At 62.6% G+C, this 19,314-nt stretch carries 16 protein-coding genes; 4 read left to right on the top strand and 12 right to left on the bottom strand.

What is annotated here, in order from left to right; translation table 11 throughout:
• Positions 1 to 49 precede the first annotated feature (49 nt).
• From H3Z74_RS07730 to ahcY, 4 genes are all read right to left on the bottom strand, one after another.
• Complete coding sequence (locus H3Z74_RS07730) at positions 50 to 1,804, bottom strand: tetratricopeptide repeat-containing sulfotransferase family protein (protein WP_187763327.1); 1,755 nt, start codon at positions 1,802 to 1,804, stop codon at positions 50 to 52.
• A gap of 356 nt (positions 1,805 to 2,160) precedes the next feature.
• Positions 2,161 to 3,876 (bottom strand): TonB-dependent receptor domain-containing protein, encoded by a 1,716-nt coding sequence (locus H3Z74_RS07725; RefSeq protein WP_229727063.1) that lies wholly within the window; start codon positions 3,874 to 3,876, stop codon positions 2,161 to 2,163.
• A 52-nt stretch (positions 3,877 to 3,928) separates the two neighbouring features.
• Complete coding sequence (locus H3Z74_RS07720; RefSeq protein ID WP_187763326.1) at positions 3,929 to 5,104, bottom strand: TonB-dependent receptor plug domain-containing protein; 1,176 nt, start codon at positions 5,102 to 5,104, stop codon at positions 3,929 to 3,931.
• 374 nt (positions 5,105 to 5,478) lie between these two features.
• Entirely contained in the window at positions 5,479 to 6,900 is a 1,422-nt protein-coding gene (gene ahcY, locus H3Z74_RS07715; protein WP_187763325.1) for an adenosylhomocysteinase, read from the bottom strand.
• Between the two features lie 196 nt (positions 6,901 to 7,096).
• Here ahcY and H3Z74_RS07710 point away from each other — a divergent pair, with 196 nt between their 5' ends.
• A complete protein-coding gene (locus tag H3Z74_RS07710) occupies positions 7,097 to 10,417 on the top strand; it encodes a DEAD/DEAH box helicase family protein (RefSeq protein ID WP_187763324.1) in 3,321 nt (1,106 codons plus the stop codon).
• Between the two features lie 50 nt (positions 10,418 to 10,467).
• On the opposite strand, the gene H3Z74_RS07705 is transcribed toward H3Z74_RS07710, so the two are convergent.
• Both H3Z74_RS07705 and H3Z74_RS07700 read right to left on the bottom strand, forming a co-directional pair.
• Positions 10,468 to 11,013: a hypothetical protein gene (locus H3Z74_RS07705; RefSeq protein ID WP_187763323.1), complete on the bottom strand. Its 546-nt coding sequence runs from the start codon at positions 11,011 to 11,013 to the stop codon at positions 10,468 to 10,470.
• Between the two features lie 89 nt (positions 11,014 to 11,102).
• Positions 11,103 to 11,663 (bottom strand): YqgE/AlgH family protein, encoded by a 561-nt coding sequence (locus H3Z74_RS07700; protein WP_187763322.1) that lies wholly within the window; start codon positions 11,661 to 11,663, stop codon positions 11,103 to 11,105.
• Between the two features lie 134 nt (positions 11,664 to 11,797).
• On the opposite strand from H3Z74_RS07700, the gene H3Z74_RS07695 reads away from it, so the two are divergent.
• The 3 genes from H3Z74_RS07695 (at position 11,798) to H3Z74_RS07685 (ending at position 14,709) form a co-directional block, all read left to right on the top strand.
• On the top strand, positions 11,798 to 12,277 hold the full coding sequence (locus H3Z74_RS07695) for a peroxiredoxin (RefSeq protein WP_187763321.1): 480 nt from the start codon (positions 11,798 to 11,800) through the stop codon (positions 12,275 to 12,277).
• A gap of 465 nt (positions 12,278 to 12,742) precedes the next feature.
• The gene (locus tag H3Z74_RS07690) at positions 12,743 to 14,173 is read left to right on the top strand and encodes an AMP nucleosidase (RefSeq protein ID WP_187763320.1); all 1,431 of its coding nucleotides are present in this window, start codon (positions 12,743 to 12,745) and stop codon (positions 14,171 to 14,173) included.
• A gap of 86 nt (positions 14,174 to 14,259) precedes the next feature.
• Positions 14,260 to 14,709 carry a hypothetical protein gene (locus tag H3Z74_RS07685; protein ID WP_187763319.1) on the top strand — a complete coding sequence of 150 codons (450 nt, stop codon included), beginning with the start codon at positions 14,260 to 14,262 and terminating at the stop codon, positions 14,707 to 14,709.
• A 132-nt stretch (positions 14,710 to 14,841) separates the two neighbouring features.
• On the opposite strand, the gene H3Z74_RS07680 is transcribed toward H3Z74_RS07685, so the two are convergent.
• From H3Z74_RS07680 to H3Z74_RS07655, 6 genes are all read right to left on the bottom strand, one after another.
• Positions 14,842 to 16,689, bottom strand: coding sequence for a M2 family metallopeptidase (locus H3Z74_RS07680; RefSeq protein WP_187763318.1), 1,848 nt, complete (start codon positions 16,687 to 16,689; stop codon positions 14,842 to 14,844).
• Between the two features lie 78 nt (positions 16,690 to 16,767).
• On the bottom strand, positions 16,768 to 17,529 hold the full coding sequence (locus tag H3Z74_RS07675; RefSeq protein ID WP_187763317.1) for an alpha/beta fold hydrolase: 762 nt from the start codon (positions 17,527 to 17,529) through the stop codon (positions 16,768 to 16,770).
• Positions 17,510 to 18,013 (bottom strand): GFA family protein, encoded by a 504-nt coding sequence (locus H3Z74_RS07670; RefSeq protein ID WP_390901790.1) that lies wholly within the window; start codon positions 18,011 to 18,013, stop codon positions 17,510 to 17,512. The genes H3Z74_RS07675 and H3Z74_RS07670 overlap by 20 nt, the downstream gene beginning before the upstream one ends.
• Positions 18,014 to 18,139: 126 nt before the next feature.
• Entirely contained in the window at positions 18,140 to 18,433 is a 294-nt protein-coding gene (locus H3Z74_RS07665) for a hypothetical protein (RefSeq protein ID WP_187763316.1), read from the bottom strand.
• A gap of 51 nt (positions 18,434 to 18,484) precedes the next feature.
• Positions 18,485 to 18,781, bottom strand: a complete 297-nt coding sequence (locus tag H3Z74_RS07660; RefSeq protein WP_187763315.1) for a DUF7660 family protein — start codon at positions 18,779 to 18,781, stop codon at positions 18,485 to 18,487.
• On the bottom strand, positions 18,778 to 19,182 hold the full coding sequence (locus tag H3Z74_RS07655) for a hypothetical protein (RefSeq protein WP_187763314.1): 405 nt from the start codon (positions 19,180 to 19,182) through the stop codon (positions 18,778 to 18,780). The genes H3Z74_RS07660 and H3Z74_RS07655 overlap by 4 nt, the downstream gene beginning before the upstream one ends.
• Between the last annotated feature and the right edge of the window lie 132 nt (positions 19,183 to 19,314).

The raw sequence follows: 19,314 nt of genomic DNA, 5'->3' as shown, positions 1-19,314 counted from the left end.
GATGTGACATGAATGCCACATTAACGGAGAGGTAACGGTCGAGTCCTCCTCAGCGCTGATCGCGCCAGTCCTCCACGAGGGTACCAAGTGCATTCCTGAGTTCGCCCACCCATGGCTCATATTTCCCGACTCTGCCGATTCCGGCTCGATTGATAGGTTGCCGTACTTGCTCGGAACTGGGGGTATGGATCGGACGGTCGGTTTCGAAGAATCTCAGGCACGACTCTTCGAACGGCAACGCGAGATGATCGAGTAGCGCCCGCACCTCAGCTTCGACATTTTCGACAAGGTCTTCGTAGATGACTCGATGCACTCTGCCCGGCAAGACCCGGTCGAAGTGACGCATAAGTCGCACATATTCACGATATTGCGACGCAATCTCCGTAAACCCGTAGCTGTAGTTCACACCCACCATGAAATGTTGCGTGTAGTTTGCGAAGCAGCAATCGAGCGGGTTGCGACGGATATCGATGATCCGCGCATTGGGAAGCATCATGTGGATCAACCCCACCTGCCGCCAGTTGCCCGGATTCTTGTCGATGAACCTGGCCCGGTCCGTCCTGCGGTGAAAACGCGTCAGTTCGAGGTAGCGGTTGCCGAGTTTCCGAAAATCGGCCGGGTCCAGATCCTCGACGATGTTCTCGATGGAGATGCTTTCCTGCTGGCGGAACAACTCCATTTCGATCTGCTGCACGGCAAATAGCTCTGCCGTACCTTCGATCCGGGAATGGCTCGACAATATCTGTTCCAGCAACGTGGAACCGGATCTCGGCAGACCAATGATAAAGATGGGATCCGGGCTTGGCTCGCCCACATCCGACCGCTTTACGAAAAACTGGGAAGTATAGGTCTGGATCGCGGCATCGATGCCGCACTGCATTGCCTCCATGTCATGAGGACGAAGATCGAGACGAAGGCCATTGCCCCGACGCCAATGATCGGCCGCGGGCGCATAGTCCCCGGCCTGATCATAGGCTGCGGCAAGCGCGAAATGCAGGTTGATCCTGCCGGCATCGGGCATCGATCGTTGAAGCGCGTCCTCCATCCGGTGAATGTCTGCCGGAAAGAAGCGCGCGAGCTTCAGGTCAGCGAACAGCCACCAGGCAGTGCCGTTGGCCGGGTCAAGCGCGATCGCGGTTCGATAAGCGGCAACCGCCTCTCCGAAAAATCCGAGCGTCTTCAGCAGATGCGCGAAGTTTACCCAACCCGGCGGGCTTTCCGGAAATGCAGCGACCAATTCCTCGAACGCCTGCCGCGCCGCATCGAGCCGCCGGATCTGCACGAGCAGGGCGGCCTTGTAGCCAAGCGCTTCCTCGTGGGTCGGATCGATCGCCAAGGCGCGATCAAGGCAGGCAAGAGCTTCATCGACCAGCGTGACCCGGTCGAGTTTCTTTGCTTCTTCGTGCAGGACCTGCGCCAGCGCCATCCAATTATCGGCTCGCCCCGGGTGGAGTTCGACGGACCGTCGCAGGATTTTTTCCGCATTCTCGGGAAAACCGGAACGGCCAGCGATATTCGCCATCAGCAACATGGCGTCCGGGTCATTCCGCACCAAGGTGAGGTAGTGCCGGAGCAGGATTTCTGCCTCTTCGACGCTGTCCTTTTCAAGGAGCCTCGTCGCTTCGGCCACTTGTGGAGCAATGGCGTAGGTAGCCTTGGACCGTCGTGTCGCTGCGATGTGACCGGCTTGGCTGACGGCTTCGAAAAGCATTTGTGCGGCAGCTTCATCGCGAGGGTCGGCGGCCACGCGAAGACGGGCCTCTTCACAGGCGCCCCTAAGGTCCGTGCCGTCGCTCTTCACCATACCCACCGCCCCCACCATAGACCAAGGCTAGGTCCTTCATTCGAGCCGCGTCAACCCAAGGGCCTGCACGTTTGCGGGCGACTATTTCTGAATGCTGGGGCAATTTGGCCCGACTTTGGCAGGCCGAGTTCGATTTGCGCGGACGCCCTGCGGGGAACATTGATCGAGAGTTGATCCACATCGCACGCGGCGCTTTGTCGACGTGACGCGTCACCTCACACCCGGTCAAATGCCACAACATCGATCAGGAAGTTGGCGACGCCGCCCGCCGCCATGCAAAGAAAAGAGCGGGCCCGACCAACGTCGAACCCGCCCTTCTTCAATGTCAGCCGCGCCTCCAGAAGAGGCGAGCTAGCTCAGAACTTGGCTGAAACCCCAACATACATGAAGCGGCCGATATTATCATAAATGCCGTCGCCGTCGCCGGTGCCGAGCAACCCATAAGGCGGCCGCTTGTCAGTCAGATTGTCGACGCCGCCGTAAAGAGTGAAGCTTTTGTCGACATCCACCGATGCGCGAACCGCGTGGTAAATGACCTTCGGATAATAGACGACGTCAGCATAATTCGGGTCACGCGCGGGTTCGCCATAAGTGTCGTGCTGAGCCTCCCAATCCGTGATCGACTGCCGCCCGATATAACGAAGCTGGTACCCCAAGGTGAAATTCTTGTGGGTCAGATCTATCGATGCGTTGACGTTCCAGACCGGATCGCCGAGTTCGCCCTTGACACGATCCGGCTGGTTCGGGTCATCGAGATACGGATAATTGGTGCGCGTGCGGACCCACGTTCCAACGACACGCAGCACCGCCTTGGTATCGGGCCCGAACCGGCGATTGTAGGAGGCGTCAAAGTCGATGCCCTTGGCACGCTGCGCAGCGAAATTGACCACGGTCTGCAGCAAGGCCGGGCGAGCGAACAGACCGTTGGACTGCCGCGGGTTGATGAACCCGCAGAACTGGTTGTTGAGCGACGCCGCGTCATAGCAGGCATTCAGAATCGTCTGGGCATCGACGGCGCTGATCACCTTGTTGATCTTGATGTCGTAATAATCGACCGTGACCGCCAGACCGGGAACAAAGCTCGGCTGGAAAATGGCGCCGTACGTCAGGCTTCGCGATTGCTCTGCCTTCAGATTCGGATTGCCCGCGGACAGGAAGTCGGTGCTGCCGGCACGTGCCACCGTATTCTCAAACCCGACCGGCACACCTGCCGCCGCACAGTTCGCGGCGCGGGTCGGTTTACCGGTATTGATATAGAGAACATCGCAAGGGTCGTTCAACTGATCGAAATTCTGCGACGGAGATGAGTAAAGATCGCCCAGAGTCGGTGCCCGCACCGATTTCGAATAATTGACCCGGAACTTCAGATCGCGGACCGGCGCATACAGACCGCCGACATTATAGGCCCAGACCGTGCCGGTCGATCCCTTGTAGTCCGCGACCCGTCCCGCTGCGCTGATAGACAGTTCCTGAGCGAACGGCAGATCCTTCAACAGCGGAAGCTCGAGTTCGCCATAGGCTTCCTTGACCGAGAACGATGGTGGGCGGAAATCCGGGATGGCGTTGAAGAACGTATCGCCGCCCTTGATGGTATCGTCATAGGCGTAGGAGGCCGTCTCGCGACGATATTCCGCACCAATCGCGAACTTTACCGGGCCACCGGGAAGTTCGAACAGCTGCGAACTGTCGCCCACCACGTTCGCCGTGACATCGAATTCGGTCGCCTTGCCGCGACGCGTCGAAGTCGTGTTGATGTAATTAAGCGCTGCCTGGCTCGGCGCGCCGTTGCCGAACAAGTTCAGTGGGACGCAAGCGGCGTCGGTAACCGTAACCTGATTGACGCGGCACACGATCTGCCCGCTTCCGTTGCGTACGGCATCCGCCGCCTTGAGGAAACGCGACTCGATCCGGTTGTTGTAGAATTTGGATCGGCTTTGGAATTCTCCGTAGTTGACCGAGAAATCATACTTCCAGTCGTCATTGAAGGTGCCTTCCGCGCCGACCACGATGCGGTAGGTATCGCGACGATCGAATTCGTCGCGAGTGCCGAGATCGTTGTTGTTACGATTCAGGCGAAAATATTCCGAACCGGCCGGCAGAAGCGACCGAATGGTGGCTGCGGCCTCAGGCCTGAGAAAGGCGTTGTCGAAATAGATCGGGACCCCGGAACCGAGATAGGTCTCCCCCTACAGCAGGTCCGCCATCACCATCGCTGCCCTGAGTCCCACCCTGACCGAAAGTTGGCGTGCCTTGGTTGAAGCTCTCGACGCGTACGAATTTGGCCTCGATAAACGGCTTGAAGCCTTCCGAGACATCGTAATGGGCGATGAAATTGGCCACGTAGCGCTTCAGCGACGGATCCAGCGTACCGCGGTCGGTAAGCGTGCCGCCATCACCATTCTGGTTGTTATTCGATCCCGCCGGGCGGAAATCTGTCCCGTAATTATATTCCGACAGTGAGCCATCCGGCTTGAAGCCAAAAACCCGCGGAGCGCCGTTGGGGAGGCAAGCGGACGCAATACCGCCGCCACAATCGAGTAAGCTACCGCCGTTATAGGCAACAAAATTGCCGCCATTGTCATAGCCGAAGCTGTGAACCCCGGTAAGGAATCGACGCTTCGGCGAATTGGCCGTCGGACGGTCAACGAGCTGGAACTGATTGCGGCCCGAAAAAGCGCCGGTCAATTCATCGCGGTCGGCGTTGGTCAGCAGATTGGCCCGATTATATTCCAGGCTCAGCGCGACATTCCCGCGTCCTTCGGCGAAGTTCTTCCCGAACGTCCCGGACACGCGATAGGTGCCCCGGTCTCGCTTGTCCGAAATACCGCTCTGGGCATTGAGCATCACCCCGTCAAAATCGCGCTTCATCACGAAATTGACGACACCCGCCATGGCGTCCGAACCGTAAACGGCGGAGCTGCCGCCGGTCACGACATCCACCCGGTCGATCAGATCGGTCGGGATCGTGTTGGTGTCGACCTGAAATTCGCCCTCTTGCGAAGTGATGTGACGGCGACCGTTTACCAGCACGAGCGTGCGCGGAACGCCAAGACCGCGAAGGTCGAGCAGGTTCAGGCCGGACGTGCCGAGATACTGAGTTGAATTCGCCTGACTGAAGGTCGACCGCAGCGCCGGCAGGTCGTTCAGCACATCACCGATGACAATGCCGCCCGTTCGCGTCAGGTCCGCGCCGGTGAGCGTCGTGGCAGGCTGGATGGAGCTGAGCGACGGGCGCGCAATGCGCGATCCCGTGACGACAATGTCCCCGCCCGCAGCCGGGTCAGCCTGCGCATCGGCCACGGCCTCGGTCGATTCTGATCGGAGCGGCCTGATCGGCGCTCGCCGGTGCGGCGGTTTGCGCCATCGCCGGCACCGTGGCGGCGATGACGAACGCGACTGTGGAAGTGGTGATAAAAAGCCCCGACTTCAGGACCGTCGATCCAACCATGATATGACCCTTTGATACGCGTTACACTCGGGCCTTGCCGCCCGTGAGGAGGCGCGGAAAGCGCCTTTTTCAGCGACGAAGCAATCCCTTGCCATGAATTTTTGCTGGATTGTTGCGGCCCTGCAACACGGATGCGTAACGACCTTCCAGGCACGACAAAGCCGCGCCTGCCTGGTGGCAGACGCGGCTCAAAGTCCAAGTCAAATTGTCGAAAGTTTTGGCTGGATCAGTAGCGGTAATGATCCGGCTTGAACGGCCCCTCGACCGGCACGCCGATATAACCGGCCTGCTTCGGGGTCAGCTTCGACAGATGCACGCCGAGCTTTTCGAGGTGCAGCGCCGCGACCTTCTCGTCGAGATGCTTGGGCAGGACGTAAACGTCGTTCTTGTAGTTCTCGCCCTTGGTCCACAACTCGATCTGCGCGAGCGTCTGGTTGGTGAAGCTGGCCGACATCACGAACGACGGATGGCCGGTCGCGCAGCCCAGATTCACCAGACGGCCCTTGGCGAGGATGATGATCTGCTTGCCGTCCGGGAACTTCACCAGGTCTGTGCCCGGCTTCACTTCGGTCCACTCATAATTGCTGAGCGCAGCGATCTGAATCTCGCTGTCGAAGTGACCGATGTTGCAGACGATCGCCATCGGCTTCATCGCCTTCATGTGATCGGCGGTGATCACGTCGGCATTGCCGGTCGCGGTGCAGAAGATGTCGGCGCGGCTGACGGCCTCTTCCATCGTCACGACTTCGAAGCCCTCCATCGCCGCCTGCAGTGCGCAGATCGGGTCGACTTCGGTCACCATCACGCGCGCGCCGCCGTTGCGGAGCGACTGGGCCGAGCCTTTGCCGACGTCGCCGAAGCCGGCAACGCAGGCAACCTTGCCGGCGAGCATCACGTCGGTGGCGCGACGGATCGCGTCGACCAGCGATTCCTTGCAGCCGTACAGATTGTCGAACTTCGACTTGGTCACGCTGTCGTTGACGTTGATCGCCGGGAACGGCAGCTCGCCCTTCTTGGCGATCTCGTACAGGCGGTGAACGCCGGTGGTGGTCTCTTCCGACACGCCCTTCAGATTCTTGACCGTCGCGGTCAGGTAACCCGGATATTTCGCAATGAACGCCTTCAGCGCGCGCTGGAATTCGACTTCCTCGTCATTCTCCGGCTCGCCCAGCGTTGCGCCGGCTTCGAGCTTGGCGCCCCACAGCGCGAACATCGTCGCGTCGCCGCCGTCATCGAGGATGATGTTGGCGGTGGTGCCGTCGGTGTCCGCACCCCAGTTGAAGATGTCGCCGACATAGTCCCAATATTCGGCCAGGCTCTCGCCCTTCACGGCGAACACCGGCACGCCGGTCGCGGCGATCGCGGCGGCGGCATGGTCCTGGGTCGAGAAGATGTTGCAGGTCGCCCAGCGCACATCGGCGCCCAGCGCGGTCAGCGTCTCGATCAGCACCGCGGTCTGGATCGTCATGTGCAGCGAACCGGTGATGCGCGCGCCTTTCAGCGGCTGCGACGCACCGAATTCCTGACGCAACGACATCAGGCCGGGCATCTCGGTCTCGGCGATGTTGATCTCGGCGCGGCCGAAATCGGCGAGGCTGATGTCCTTGACGACATAGTCGTTGGTTTCGATGGCAGGTGCGGTGGCCACGAGAAAGTCTCCGGTAAAAGCGTTTGGATGCAGCGCACATAGAGCGGGATGGCGCCCAAATCAAATATAAAGATGTCTTTATATGCCTTCTTCAGCCTCGCTTAGGAACATACCCGATGCCGCCCCGCCCCGGCGTGATTGCGATGCCTTCTGAAGTCGGGCACGTCACCGTTCCGACCGGAGCAAGGGTGCGAGCATGATATCGGAAATGGCGTTCCAGGGACGCTGGCGCGATTATCAGGACCAGGTCCTGGCCGATCTCGATACGCATCTCGCCGACGATAAGCTGCATGTCGTTGCGGCACCCGGATCGGGCAAGACCGTGCTTGGGCTGGAAGTGATGCGCCGCATCGGCCAGCCGGCCCTGATTCTCGCGCCGACGATCGCGGTGCGCAACCAATGGGTCGATCGGCTGTGCGCGATGTTCCTGCCCGCACCGCATACTCAGCCCGACTGGGTGTCGACCTCGCTTGCTGCGCCGGCCCCGGTCACGGTGCTCACCTATCAGGCGCTCTATGCCGCAATGGGCGAAATCGGGGACCGGATCGAACCCGATATCATCAACCCGGAAATCATCGCAGACGATACGGTCGAAGAGCAGGCGGATGCCGCTCCGGTACGGATCGAAACGCTGCTCGCCTATTTCCAGGCGCTGGGTCCGACCACGATCATCCTCGATGAGGCGCATCACCTGCGACGCGAATGGTGGCGAGCGCTCAACGCGCTCCATGCCGCGCTGCCCGAGGCGCGGCTCGTATCGCTGACGGCAACCCCTCCCTATGATGTCGAGTACACCGAATGGATCCGGTACGAGACGCTGTGCGGCCCGATCGATGCCGAAATCCCGGTGCCCGAACTGGTCCGCAACGGCGATCTGTGCCCGCATCAGGACCATGTCCATGTATCACAGCCGACCGGCTCGGAAGACGCCGTGCTCGCGGCGCGGCGCGACGGCCTTTATGCTTTCGTGACGACCCTGCTCGCCGATGCCGGGTTCCGCGCGCTGATCCTTGCTCATCCCTATCTGACGAATACCGCGGCGCATGAGGAGGAGATTCTGGCGGCACCCGAATTCTTCTCGTCGATGCTGATCTTTGCCTTCTCGACAGACGCGCCGCCACCGCGCGAGGCGCTTCACCTCCTCGGCATCGGCCGCGCCGACATGCCGCCCATGTCGCTCGGCTGGCTGGAAATCCTGCTCACCGGCCTGTTGTTCGCCAAGGTCGACCAGATCGAGGACAAGGCCCGGCTGACCGCAATCAGAGCCGACCTCCGGCAACTCGGCGCGATCGAGGCGCGCCGCGTCCGCCTGGTCGACCAGAGCGAACTCCATTCGACCGTCGCCGGCAGCATCGCCAAGCTGGGCAGCGTGATCGAGATCGCACAGCATGAGGTCAAGGCGCTGGGCGACGATCTGCGCATGGTCGTGCTGGCCGATCATGTTCGCGCCGGAGACATGCCGCGCCGTGCCGGCGACCCGTTCCTGCCCACAAAACTTGGCGTCGTGCCCATTTTCGAAGCGCTCCGGCGCGCAGGGATCGGTGCTGCGAAGCTGGGCATACTCACCGGCTCGCTGGTGATCGTCCCGATCGAGGCGCAATCCGCCCTGGAGCGCGGCGCATACGAGGTCGGCATTGCCGCCGATCATCTCCGCATCATGCCGCTTGGCCACGACCCGCGCTATCTCCGCATCGAGATCGGCGGAGAAAGCGGCCACCGCATCGTCCAGCTCATCACTGCATTGTTCAATCAGGGCGAGGTGACCCTGCTGGTCGGCACCCAGGCCCTGCTCGGCGAAGGCTGGGACGCGCCGACCGTCAACACGCTGGTGCTGGCCAATTATGTCGGATCGTACATGCTGTCCAACCAGATGCGCGGCCGGGCGATCCGCACCGATCCACGGCGCCCCGACAAGGCAGCCAATATCTGGCATCTCGCAACGGTCGTGCCGCAAACCCTGGCCGGCGCGCTGTCACGAGGCCTGGGCTGGCTTGCCAACGACGACCCGTCCGATCCGATCGGCCGTCCGCTCGGTCCCGACATGGCAATGTTGATCCGCCGTTTCCGGGCGTTCGAGGGGATCAGCGAAACCGGATCGGCGCAGATCGAAAACGGCCTCGGACGGCTCGGCCTGGCGGGACGCGACTGGAATGCCGCGGCGATCCGGGCCCTGAATGCGGAAACGCTGGTGCGATCCGGCCAGCGTGCAGGCCTGGGCCCGCGCTGGCGCGCCGCGCTCGACGGAACGACCGTCCGGCCGAGGATGCGGCAGATCACGCGGGTCAATCATACACCGCGCCTGCTGCCGCTCGCCGATACGCTACGCTATCTCGCCATCACCGGCGTGATCGGCGGCCTGTTTTCCGCCGCCAACGCCCTGCGCAACCGTGGCCTGCCGTCGAGTTGGGGTGTGGCGGCGATGATCTTTCTCGGACTCACCCTGCTCTATGCGCTGCCCAAGCTGGGCAAGGCGCTTTACCTGCTGGTGCGCAACGGAACACTGGAGGGCAGCATGACGCAGGTCGGGCAAGCGGTGGTCGATTCTGCTCGCATATGCCGGCCTGCTCGGCAGCGACCCCGACGCCATTCGGATCGAGGCGCGCAAAAGCGCGCTGGGCAAGTCGCTCGTCCATATCGAGGGCGCGACGCGCATCGAGGAACGCCTCATCCTCGACTCGATCGAGGAAGTCCTCGGTCCGGTGCGCAACCCGCGCTATCTGCTCATGCGCGGCTCGCCGCTCGGCCGCTGGCTCAGGATCGATTATCACGCCGTGCCGACGGCCATCGGCCAGCACAAGGACGCCGCCGAATTCTTCGCCCGGCGCTGGGCCAGGCATGTCGGCACAGGGAAGCTCGTCTATCTGCGCAGCGCAAAAGGACGGCGCATCCTGCTCAGGGCGCGGACGCGATCGATGGCGGCGGGCTTCCAGCGCGCCGTCGACCGGTTGAGCGTGTGGCAGTAAGGCTCAGGTCAATCTCTCGAGCGCCTTCTCTATTCTTGCGCGGCAGGATTCGTACCCCCGAAAGCCGCCGCCGCGGCGCCGAGCACCTCCGTCATGCGCGGGTCGCCGCCGCTCTCGCTGTAAAAGATCGCCACGATCGGGCCGGCCTGCGCCGCGGCCATCGGCGACCTGATCTCGCTTTTCTGAAGGAACGCGTTCCGCCTCGCCACGACCTTCGCACCGCGCGCCGTCGCGGTCGCCGCATCGGCGAAGCGAACGACAAACAAACCGGCGTGGCGTTCGATGCCATCCGTGCCGGAGAAGCGCAGGTCATGGCCCTCGGTCCCGATGGCATCGCGAGTCAGTGCTGGATCGACATGGGCCTTGATCAGGGCAGCGACCTCGCTACCGGCGCGATCTTCCTGCTTCAACCGGGCGTCAGGGAAATGCTGCTCGATCGCGCCGCGCAAGGCGTCCACCGCCGAGGGCGCCGGCGATGCGGCATTTCCGGCCAGTGCCTCGGTCGCGGTGTTGGCGTCCGCTGCAGCGGCGGTGTTGACCACGGGCGACGCTGAACACGCCGCGAGTGAGCCGGCGATCGCGAAGACGATCATCCGCACCACGGTCACGCCTTGACCAATGGCGGGCGACTCGCCCGTTCGTAATGAATGCTCAATTTACCCGAACGGGCAATCGCATGAAGCTGATCGTCGCGGCTGCGCCCGGTCACGCCCGCCAGCTCGATCAGCAGATCATTGAACGCGACAAAGCCTTGCCGGCCCATGACTTCGACACAGCCGATCGACGCAAACAGCTCCGTGGCATTGTCGGGACCGTCGTGGATCAGGAAATTGGCGTAGACCTGCCAGCCGCCATTCTCCAGCGATCGCGCGCTATGCACGCGATAGGTTGGAATCCATTGCTTGATCGTGTGCGTTTGCGCATCGGCCAAGCCGACCACTTGCGCGCTACGGCCATCCTTGCTCTGCACACCGAACCGCAGGACCTCGAAAGCCACGGCTTTCGGACGGCCGGCAGCATCCGTGCCGCTCACCGTCATGCGGTAGGTAGGAATTCTGAAGTTCCCGAGCAAATCGCCCTTGGGATACGCCCAGGTCAGCGATGACCCGACCACAGTTCCACCGACAACAATACGGATAGGCCGCGCCATTGGGTTCTCCCGGTTGATAACATGGGAAGGCTAACCGATAAGCAGCGGGAAAGACAAGCTTTCGGGCAGGACGATCCGCCGGCCGCGGGTCAGGCGGTGCCCGCCCCGCTGGCCAGCAGCCGGGTATCCACCCCCGCCACTGCGAACCCGCGCGCCCAGCGCGCATCGGCGGGCGTGTCGTACAGCAGCTCCAGGTCGCCCGGCACGTTGAACCAGCCGTGCCGGGTCATCTCCTCATCCAGCTGGCCCTCGCTCCATCCGGCATAGCCGAGCGCGACGACCCAGTGGCGCGGCCCTTTGCCCGCGGCGATCGCGCGCAGCACGTCGATCGTGCCGCTCAGCGCCCAGCGGCCGGCAACATCGATCGTATCCTGGCCGCCCCAATCGTTGGAATGAATCACGAAGCCGCGGCGTGGCTCGACCGGGCCACCGAAATGTACCGGCGCGTCGGGCGCGTCGCCCGGGTCGATCTTGAACTGATCGAGCACCGTGTGCAGCCCGAGGCCGCCGATCGTCGCGCCGAGGCCGATACCGATCGCCCCCCCCCCGTCATGCGCGCAGATCGCGATGACGGCATGTTCGAATCGCGGATCCCCGATCCCCGGCATGGCGAGGAGAAATTGTCCGGTCAGATACGCTGCACTTTCCATCGCTTCGCCCATAGCCCGGCCATGGTCACGTCGCCAACGCTTGAAATCAGAACGAAGCTGCACGAGTTAGGCACGGCCGCGCCCTCGCGGCCATCACGCGCCGCACATAAGCGGCCACAGGAGGATTTTCTGCTATGACCATCAGCGTCGGCGATCGCGTACCCAACCTGACCCTCACCAAAGCGACCGCCAGCGGGCCGGACCAGGTCAGCTCGGACGAGTATTTCAAGGGCCGCAAGGTCGCCGTGGTCGCCGTACCCGGCGCCTTCACCCCGACCTGCTCGGCACGCCATCTGCCCGGCTTCGTCGACAAGGCCGGCGAGATCAAGGCAAAGGGCGTGGACGAGATCGCCTTCACTTCGGTCAACGATGCATTCGTGATGGGCGCCTGGGGCAAGGCCAGCGATGCCGGCGACATCACCATGCTCGCCGACGGCAATGCCGATTTCGCCAAGGCGCTCGGTTTGACTTTTGACGGGTCGAAGTTCGGCATGGGCGAGCGCAGCCAGCGTTACTCGATGATCGTCAATGACGGCGTGATCGAGCAGCTCAATGTCGAAGCACCCGGCGAATTCAATGTCAGCTCGGCCGAATATCTGCTCGGCAAACTCTAAGGTCGTCTCAGCCGCCCCGCGTTTGCGTCCAGCTGCTTTCGGGCATGGAACGACGGGCGCGGGGCGGTGTTGTTCATACGGATACCGAGAAGGGAATTTGCGATGAGCGACATCAAGCAGGATACCACGACGGCGGTCGCCGATTCCGTGAAAACGGCGGCGGGCGATAAGTCTTTTTCGACCAGGCCCGCGAAGCGGTCGGATCGGCCTTCGATTCGACCGTCGAAGCAGTCGGGTCCGCCGTCGAATCGACGATCGAGGCGGCCAGGGAGAATCCGGTCGCGGCGGCAGCGATCGCCACCGGCGCCGCTGCTGCGGTTGCTGGCGCGGCATTCGGCATCAGCAAGCTGCTGGACGACGACAAGGACTGACCTGCCTTCCTCCCCTCTCTCGACAAGGGAGGGGAGCGCGGCCGTAACGGCCCAATGACTTGCCAGCGTAACGATGCTGCCTTAGCGACAGCAGATGACACGCGCATCCATTATCGTGGCCGAGCTCGATCGGCTCTACACCGCCTCCGTCAAGCGGCTCCAGAGCGCCCTGACCGCCTATATCACCGACGGCACCACGCCCGATCCGAAAAGCCGGACCGACGGGTCGTTCGCCTATCCCGAAATTCGCCTCCGATATCTCGGCCTGGACGATCGTCCCGCGCCGATCCGCTCGTTCGGCCGGCTGGTGACGCCTGGTGAATACCGGATCAGCGTCACCAAGCCCGCGATCTTCGCCGACTATCTGACCGAACAGCTGACCCTGCTGATCGAGGATTATGACGTCGAGGTCGAGGCGGCCGAGGGACGGCAGGAAATCCCCTTCCCTTATGTGCTCGACGCCGGCCATGCGGTCAGCCTCGACGAGGTGTCGGCATCCGACCTGGCGCGCCATTTTCCAGCGACCGAGCTCGCCTATATCGGCGACGAGATCGCCGACGGGTTGTATGATGCGGAGATCCGCCCGCTTGCCCTGTTCGACGGGCTGCGCACCGATTTCTCCCTCGCGCGGCTGCGTCACTATACCGGTACGCCGACCGAGCATGTCCAGCGCTACATCCTGTTCACCAATTATCACCGCTATGTCGACGAATTCGTCCGCTGGGCCGCCTCTCAGCTCGGTGAGGGCAGCCGCTATACCGGCCTGTCGGGCGCGGGCGGGGTGATGATCCATGCCGGCGACGACGCCGACAAGATCGTCACCGACAGCGCGTGGCGGCGGCACCAGATGCCGGCCTATCACCTGATGGCCGAAGACGGCACCGGCATCACCCTGGTCAATATCGGCGTCGGCCCGTCCAACGCGAAGACGATCTGCGACCATCTCGCGGTGATGCGGCCCGAGGCCTGGCTGATGATCGGCCATTGCGGCGGCCTGCGCCCGAGCCAGCGGATCGGCGACTATGTGCTGGCGCATGCCTATCTGCGCGACGATCATGTGCTCGACGATGTGCTGCCGCCTGAAATCCCGGTACCGGCGATCGCCGAAGTGCAGGTCGCGATGGCCCGCGCGGCGGAAACCATTTCCGGCCAGTCGGGCGAGGAATTGAAGCGTCGCCTGCGCACCGGCACGATCGTCACCACCGACGACCGCAACTGGGAGCTGCGATATTCCAAATCGGCGCTGCGCTTCTCACTGTCGCGCGCGGTCGGCATCGACATGGAATCGGCGACGATCGCCGCGCAGGGGTACCGCTTCCGTGTCCCTTACGGCACGCTGCTTTGCGTGTCGGACAAGCCGCTGCACGGCGAGTTGAAGCTGCCCGGCCAGGCCAATCGCTTCTACGAACGCGCGATCAGCGAGCATATGCGCATCGGCATCGAGACTTGCGAGGAGCTGCGCCGCGAGGGCGCCAAGCTGCACAGCCGCAAGCTCCGCGCGTTCAACGAACCGCCATTCCGTTAAGGTGCATTCCGTTAACGGGGTTGCCGGTACGGGAAACCAACCGGCGCTCACGCGTTACGCAAGCTCAACGACTCAGGAGTCTTTCGATGGCCACGCCTCCCAAAAAGCCTGCTCCCCGCCGCAAGGCTGCGACCGCTCGCAAGCCAGCCGCGGCGCGCAAGCCCAATGTGGCCGCAGCGCCAGTCGTTCCGGCCGAACCGAAGGCGAGCACCCCGAAGCCGGCCGCCGCCAAAGCTCCGGCGGCAAAATCCAGCGCTCCGGCCAAGCCGCGCGCTGCGGCCAAGCCCAAGGCTCCAGCCGTCCCACGCGCCTCGGTACCCAAGACGGCGACGAGTGCCCGCAATGCCGTGGTGACGACGCTCGGCAAGGCGCAACAGGCGATTGCCGAGGCCTCGCCGGCCCGCAAATGGACCGTCGCCGCCGTGCTCGGGGCGATTGGTGCGGCGACCACCGCCACACTGCTTGCACTTCGCGGCAGCACGCCCGGCGGCGCCAAGGACAAGGCAAAGCCCAGGTCCGGCAAGAAAGCGGATTAGAACATCATAATATTGAATTGAATCCGGCCCTGTCATCCCCGCGAAAGCGGGGATGACAGGATAAGGCCGGTCTGAAGTCATCCGACTCCAGGCCGGCACCGCCCCGCTCCATAAAGCAGGGGCGGCTCCCTCTCACCAGCCGGTCGGCTTGCCCTTGTTCTGTTCGTCGAGCCATGCCTTGAGCGGCGCGAAATATTCGACCATCGCCGCGCCGGACATTTCCTTGGTACCGGTGAACGCTTCGAGCGCCTCGGGCCAGGGCTTGGACTGGCCCATCTTCAGCATCGCATCGAGCTTCGCGCCGACTTCCTTGTTGCCGTAGAAGGAACAGCGATGCAGCGGCCCCTTCCAGCCGGCCTGGTCGCACGCCGCCTTGTAGAACTGGAACTGCAACAGCCGCGCGAGGAAGTAGCGGGTATAGGGGACGCTCGCCGGGACATGATATTTCGCGCCCGGATCGAACCGGGTCTCATCGCGATCGACCGGCGGGACGATGCCCTGATATTGCAGGCGCAGCGCATTCCATGACGCTTCGTACCCGACCGGTTTGATCGTGCCGGAGAAGACGCCCCAGCGCCATTTGTCGATCAGCAGCCCGAACGGCAGGAACGCGACCTTGTCCATCGCCTGTTTCAGCAACAGGCCGGTGTCCTTGTCCGCGCTCGGCACCTTGGCCTTGTCGAGCAGGCCGATCTGCACGAGGTAGTCGGGCGTGATCGACAGCGCGACGAAATCGCCGATCGCCTCGTGGAAACCGTCATTGGCGCCGTTCAGATAGAGGAACGGCTGCGCCTGATAGGCGCGCTGATAATAATTGTGGCCCAGTTCGTGATGGATGGTGACGAAATCATCGCCATTGACCTTGGTGCACATCTTGATGCGCACATCATTCTTGTTGTCGAGGTCCCAGGCCGAAGCGTGGCAGATGACCTCGCGGTCGGCCGGCTTGGTGATCTGCGAGCGAGCCCAGAAGGTCTCGGGCAGCGCTGCAAAACCGAGCGAGGAATAGAAACCCTCGCCGGCCTTGACCATCTTGACCGGATCATAGCCCTTGGCCTTCAGCAGCTCGCCGGTATCGAAGCCGAGATCGCCTGCACCCTTGGGTGCGACCAGATCATAGATATTGCCCCATTCCTGCGCCCACATATTGCCGAGCAGGTCGGCGCGGATCGGGCCGGTCTTCGATTGCACCGCATCGCCATATTTCTCGTTGAGCTTCCAGCGGACATAGGTGTGGAGCGACTGGTAGAGCGGCTCGACTTCTTTCCACAATTTGTCGGTGAGCTTGGCGAACTCCTCCGGGCTCATGTCATAGCCCGAGCGCCACAGCGATCCGACATCCTTGTAGCCGAGCTCGACCGCCCCCTGGTTGCCGATCTCGACCATGCGCGCATAATCCTCGCGCATCGGCGCGCCGACATTGTCGTGCCAGCTGACCCACATTTCCTTGAGTTTGGCCGGATCGCGCTCGGTGCCCATCGCGGCTTCGATATCGCTGCCGTTGATCGGCTTGCCGGCGAGCGTGCCCTTGCCCTTGCCATAGGAGGACGACATGCGCGTCACGATCGTCGACAGTTCGGTTGCCGCCCCCGGCTTGGTCGGCGCCGGCAGCGTCAGCCCGCCGCGCAACAGGTCGAGCTTGCGGCGCGTGTCGGGCGACAGCCCGGCAACCTTGTCGTACTTCGCCGCCTCGAGCGCGAACTTGACCGACAATTCGGTGCCGGTCGCGTTGATCCGTGCCGCCATGGCATCGGTATCTTCGGTGATATAGGTCGCGTTGACCCAATTGACCTGGCTCGACTCGATCGAGAAATCGAACAGCGTCTTCTCCGCTGCGGCAACGAAAGCGTCGGCGTCGGCCGCCGTCGGGGCAGCCGCGCTTCGGGCTGCGACCGGCTGGTCCTGCTTCTCCTTGGCAAGCGACGGCGTGGCGGCGAGCGCGCAGGCGAGCGCCGCGATCGAAAGTCCGGTGCGGATCATTGGTAACCCCTGATACTTGTTGCTGGCGGCAACCTGTCCGCCGCCGCATGCAAGGTCAAGTGGGCGGTCAAGCGCGGATCAGGCGGCGAGAAATTCCGCGATCGCCAGGCCCAGCTCGGGCTTCACCACCGCGCTCATATGGCCGCCCGGCACGGTACGATACAGTGCGTCGGGCAAGGTCTGCGCCAGCGCTTCGGCCGATCCGTTATCGTCATCCTCCTCGCCCGACAGGATCAGCGCCGGCCGGGCGATCGCGCGGATCGTCTCGATCGGCGTATCGACGAAGGTGTCGAGGATGTTCAACAAGGCGATCGGGTCGCCCTTGCTGGTCTTCAGGAACGCTTCGGCCAGCCATTCGGGCGAACCCTGCCGGAAGCTGCCGAGATTGGTCAGGATGTTGCGGAAATGCCCGCCGCGCCCCGCGGTGTGGATCAGTCCTTCGAGCCCCATGCCCGACAGGATGAAACGGCGCGGCGTCGCCCCTTGCGCCATCATCCGCGCCACCGTGCGGGCGCCAAGCGAATAGCCGCCCAGGTCGTAATCGCTCAGGCCGAGATGCTCGATCAGCGCAAAGCCGTCCCGCGCCAGCACGTCGGGCGGATAGGATGCGGCGTCATGCGGCTTGGCGCTCGATCCATGCGCGCGCAAATCGGGCATGATGACGCGGAAGCCGCGCGCCGCGATCGCCGCGGCATGGCCATAGCGGATCCAGTTGGTCTGCGCGTCGGAGAAGAAGCCGTGCAGGAGCACCACCACCCTGCCCTCACCCGTCTCGCGCCACGCGATCCGCGCGCCATCGAAGCTTTCGAAAAATTGCGGTTCAATCGGGGAGTGTGCCAAGGGTTTTCATCCAGCGATCGACAAGGCTGTCGTGTTGATCGGCGCGATAGTCCGGTAGGTCGCGAGTGTCGAGCCACGCCTCATGCCGGCTCTCCACCCCGAAATGATGCGTCGGACGAAACCGCCCCGGCGTATCGAAACTGGCGACGGTCAGGTCCATCTGCTCGCTGTCGGGAAATTCGAAGGTCAGCGACGTGCCGCACGCGGCACAAAAACCCCGGCTCGCGATCGGCGAGGATTGATAGCGCTCCGGCTCGCGCGACCAGATCACTTCGGCCTTTTTCGCATTCATGAATGCCACCGAGACATTGCCGATCGCGCGCTGGCACATGCGGCAATGGCACAGATAGGCATCGTCGGTCGCGACCTGCACGGTATAGCGGATTCGCCCGCACTGACAGCCTCCGGAAAGCCGCTCATTGATCGGCGCAACCGCCGGTTCGAGCTTGTCCGGTACGGCACCGGCGGCGGATTGATCAACCATGACACTCTCCCTGAATGCTATGGGCTCACGCGCCCGGCTCAATCACTCACACCACATGGCATCATTTTCTGAATCGGGCGCGGCACCTGAAAAGGTACCGTCACCGATATTCAAAGTGCCGCTGGTTCAAGCTTCGCTATCCCAGTCATCCTGTTGCATTGACCAGGGCTTACCAGCCGCGACGCGTGTTGCCGACCAGCCAGGCGGAAGGCTGGCAATCTCACCAAGATCAGGGTGGCGATCCAAGACCTCCGACATGGCTACCACCAGCGCCGTCGCCATATTGGTCGGTGCTCCATCCATGAAGGCCCATGAGTGATCGTCTTCATAATGTGTGGCTACGAGAACGGTTTGCCCTTCCATCACCGAGCGACAGGTAATGCAGGCAACATTCGGTGCTTGATCGAACTTCCAGCTCATACCCTGTCTTATCCCGCCGAATTTCGTCACCGAATTTCCGCTGTAGCAGCGCTACTCGTACCATTTCCCCGCATAGAGAATGTGGGCGCATCGCCGCCAAGGATTCTGCTTGTCGGCGAATACCCCGGTCTCACCCCAGCGCGCTGATGCGCCAAGAAAATTGTCGATCGTTCCGTTTTCCCAGCCAAGCAGCCCGGCCGAATATGGAACTGGCTTCCCATCCTCCAATTCTTTCTCAAGTGCGAAGTCGGCGGCAAGCGCATCGACAAAATCGATAAAAGTGCTTTCGTCGTGGACCGTCTCCAGCAGCACATCCAGATCGACAATACGCGGATCGTCGACGCTCATTTAAGCGTCCCGCTCATATCCGATAGCGCAGCCTCGATTTGCGCATAAGCATCGGGGCGCTTGGCGCGCTCGCGGCCGATAAAACCGGCATGACGCTGCGCAAAGGCAGTAACCTGGTCGAGTGTTTCGGGATAGGGCTCCCCTAAACTCCAGAACAGGAATCCATGCCGGACCAACGCCTCCACCTTTTCCCACTGCTTGATATCGGTGCGCTTCGGCGGCTTGAACTTCCGCGTCAGGCCGATGCTGGGACCGCCGCAATCCGGGCAGGTGAGGACCGCATTGGCACGACTGGCGCGTTTGAAGCTCTTGCGGCACCGGAAGCAGGCATAGGGATGGAGATAGGCCGAGCTGGAAGCTCCGCCCTTCTGCGCCGGTGGAGTTGAGGCATCGCGGTCCATGCCGTCATTCTACTTCGCGAGACCAGGTTCGCAACACTTGCGATGACGGGCATCCGATTTTGGGGACACAATATTTATCTCGCTGCCGCACCACGCCTAAATTAATAACTATATGATATCTATACATATTAC

Origin of the sequence: Sphingomonas alpina, assembly GCF_014490665.1 — a bacterium.
In the GTDB taxonomy this organism is placed as follows: Bacteria; Pseudomonadota; Alphaproteobacteria; order Sphingomonadales; family Sphingomonadaceae; genus Sphingomonas; species Sphingomonas alpina.
This window is presented reverse-complemented; position numbering and strand designations above follow the sequence as displayed.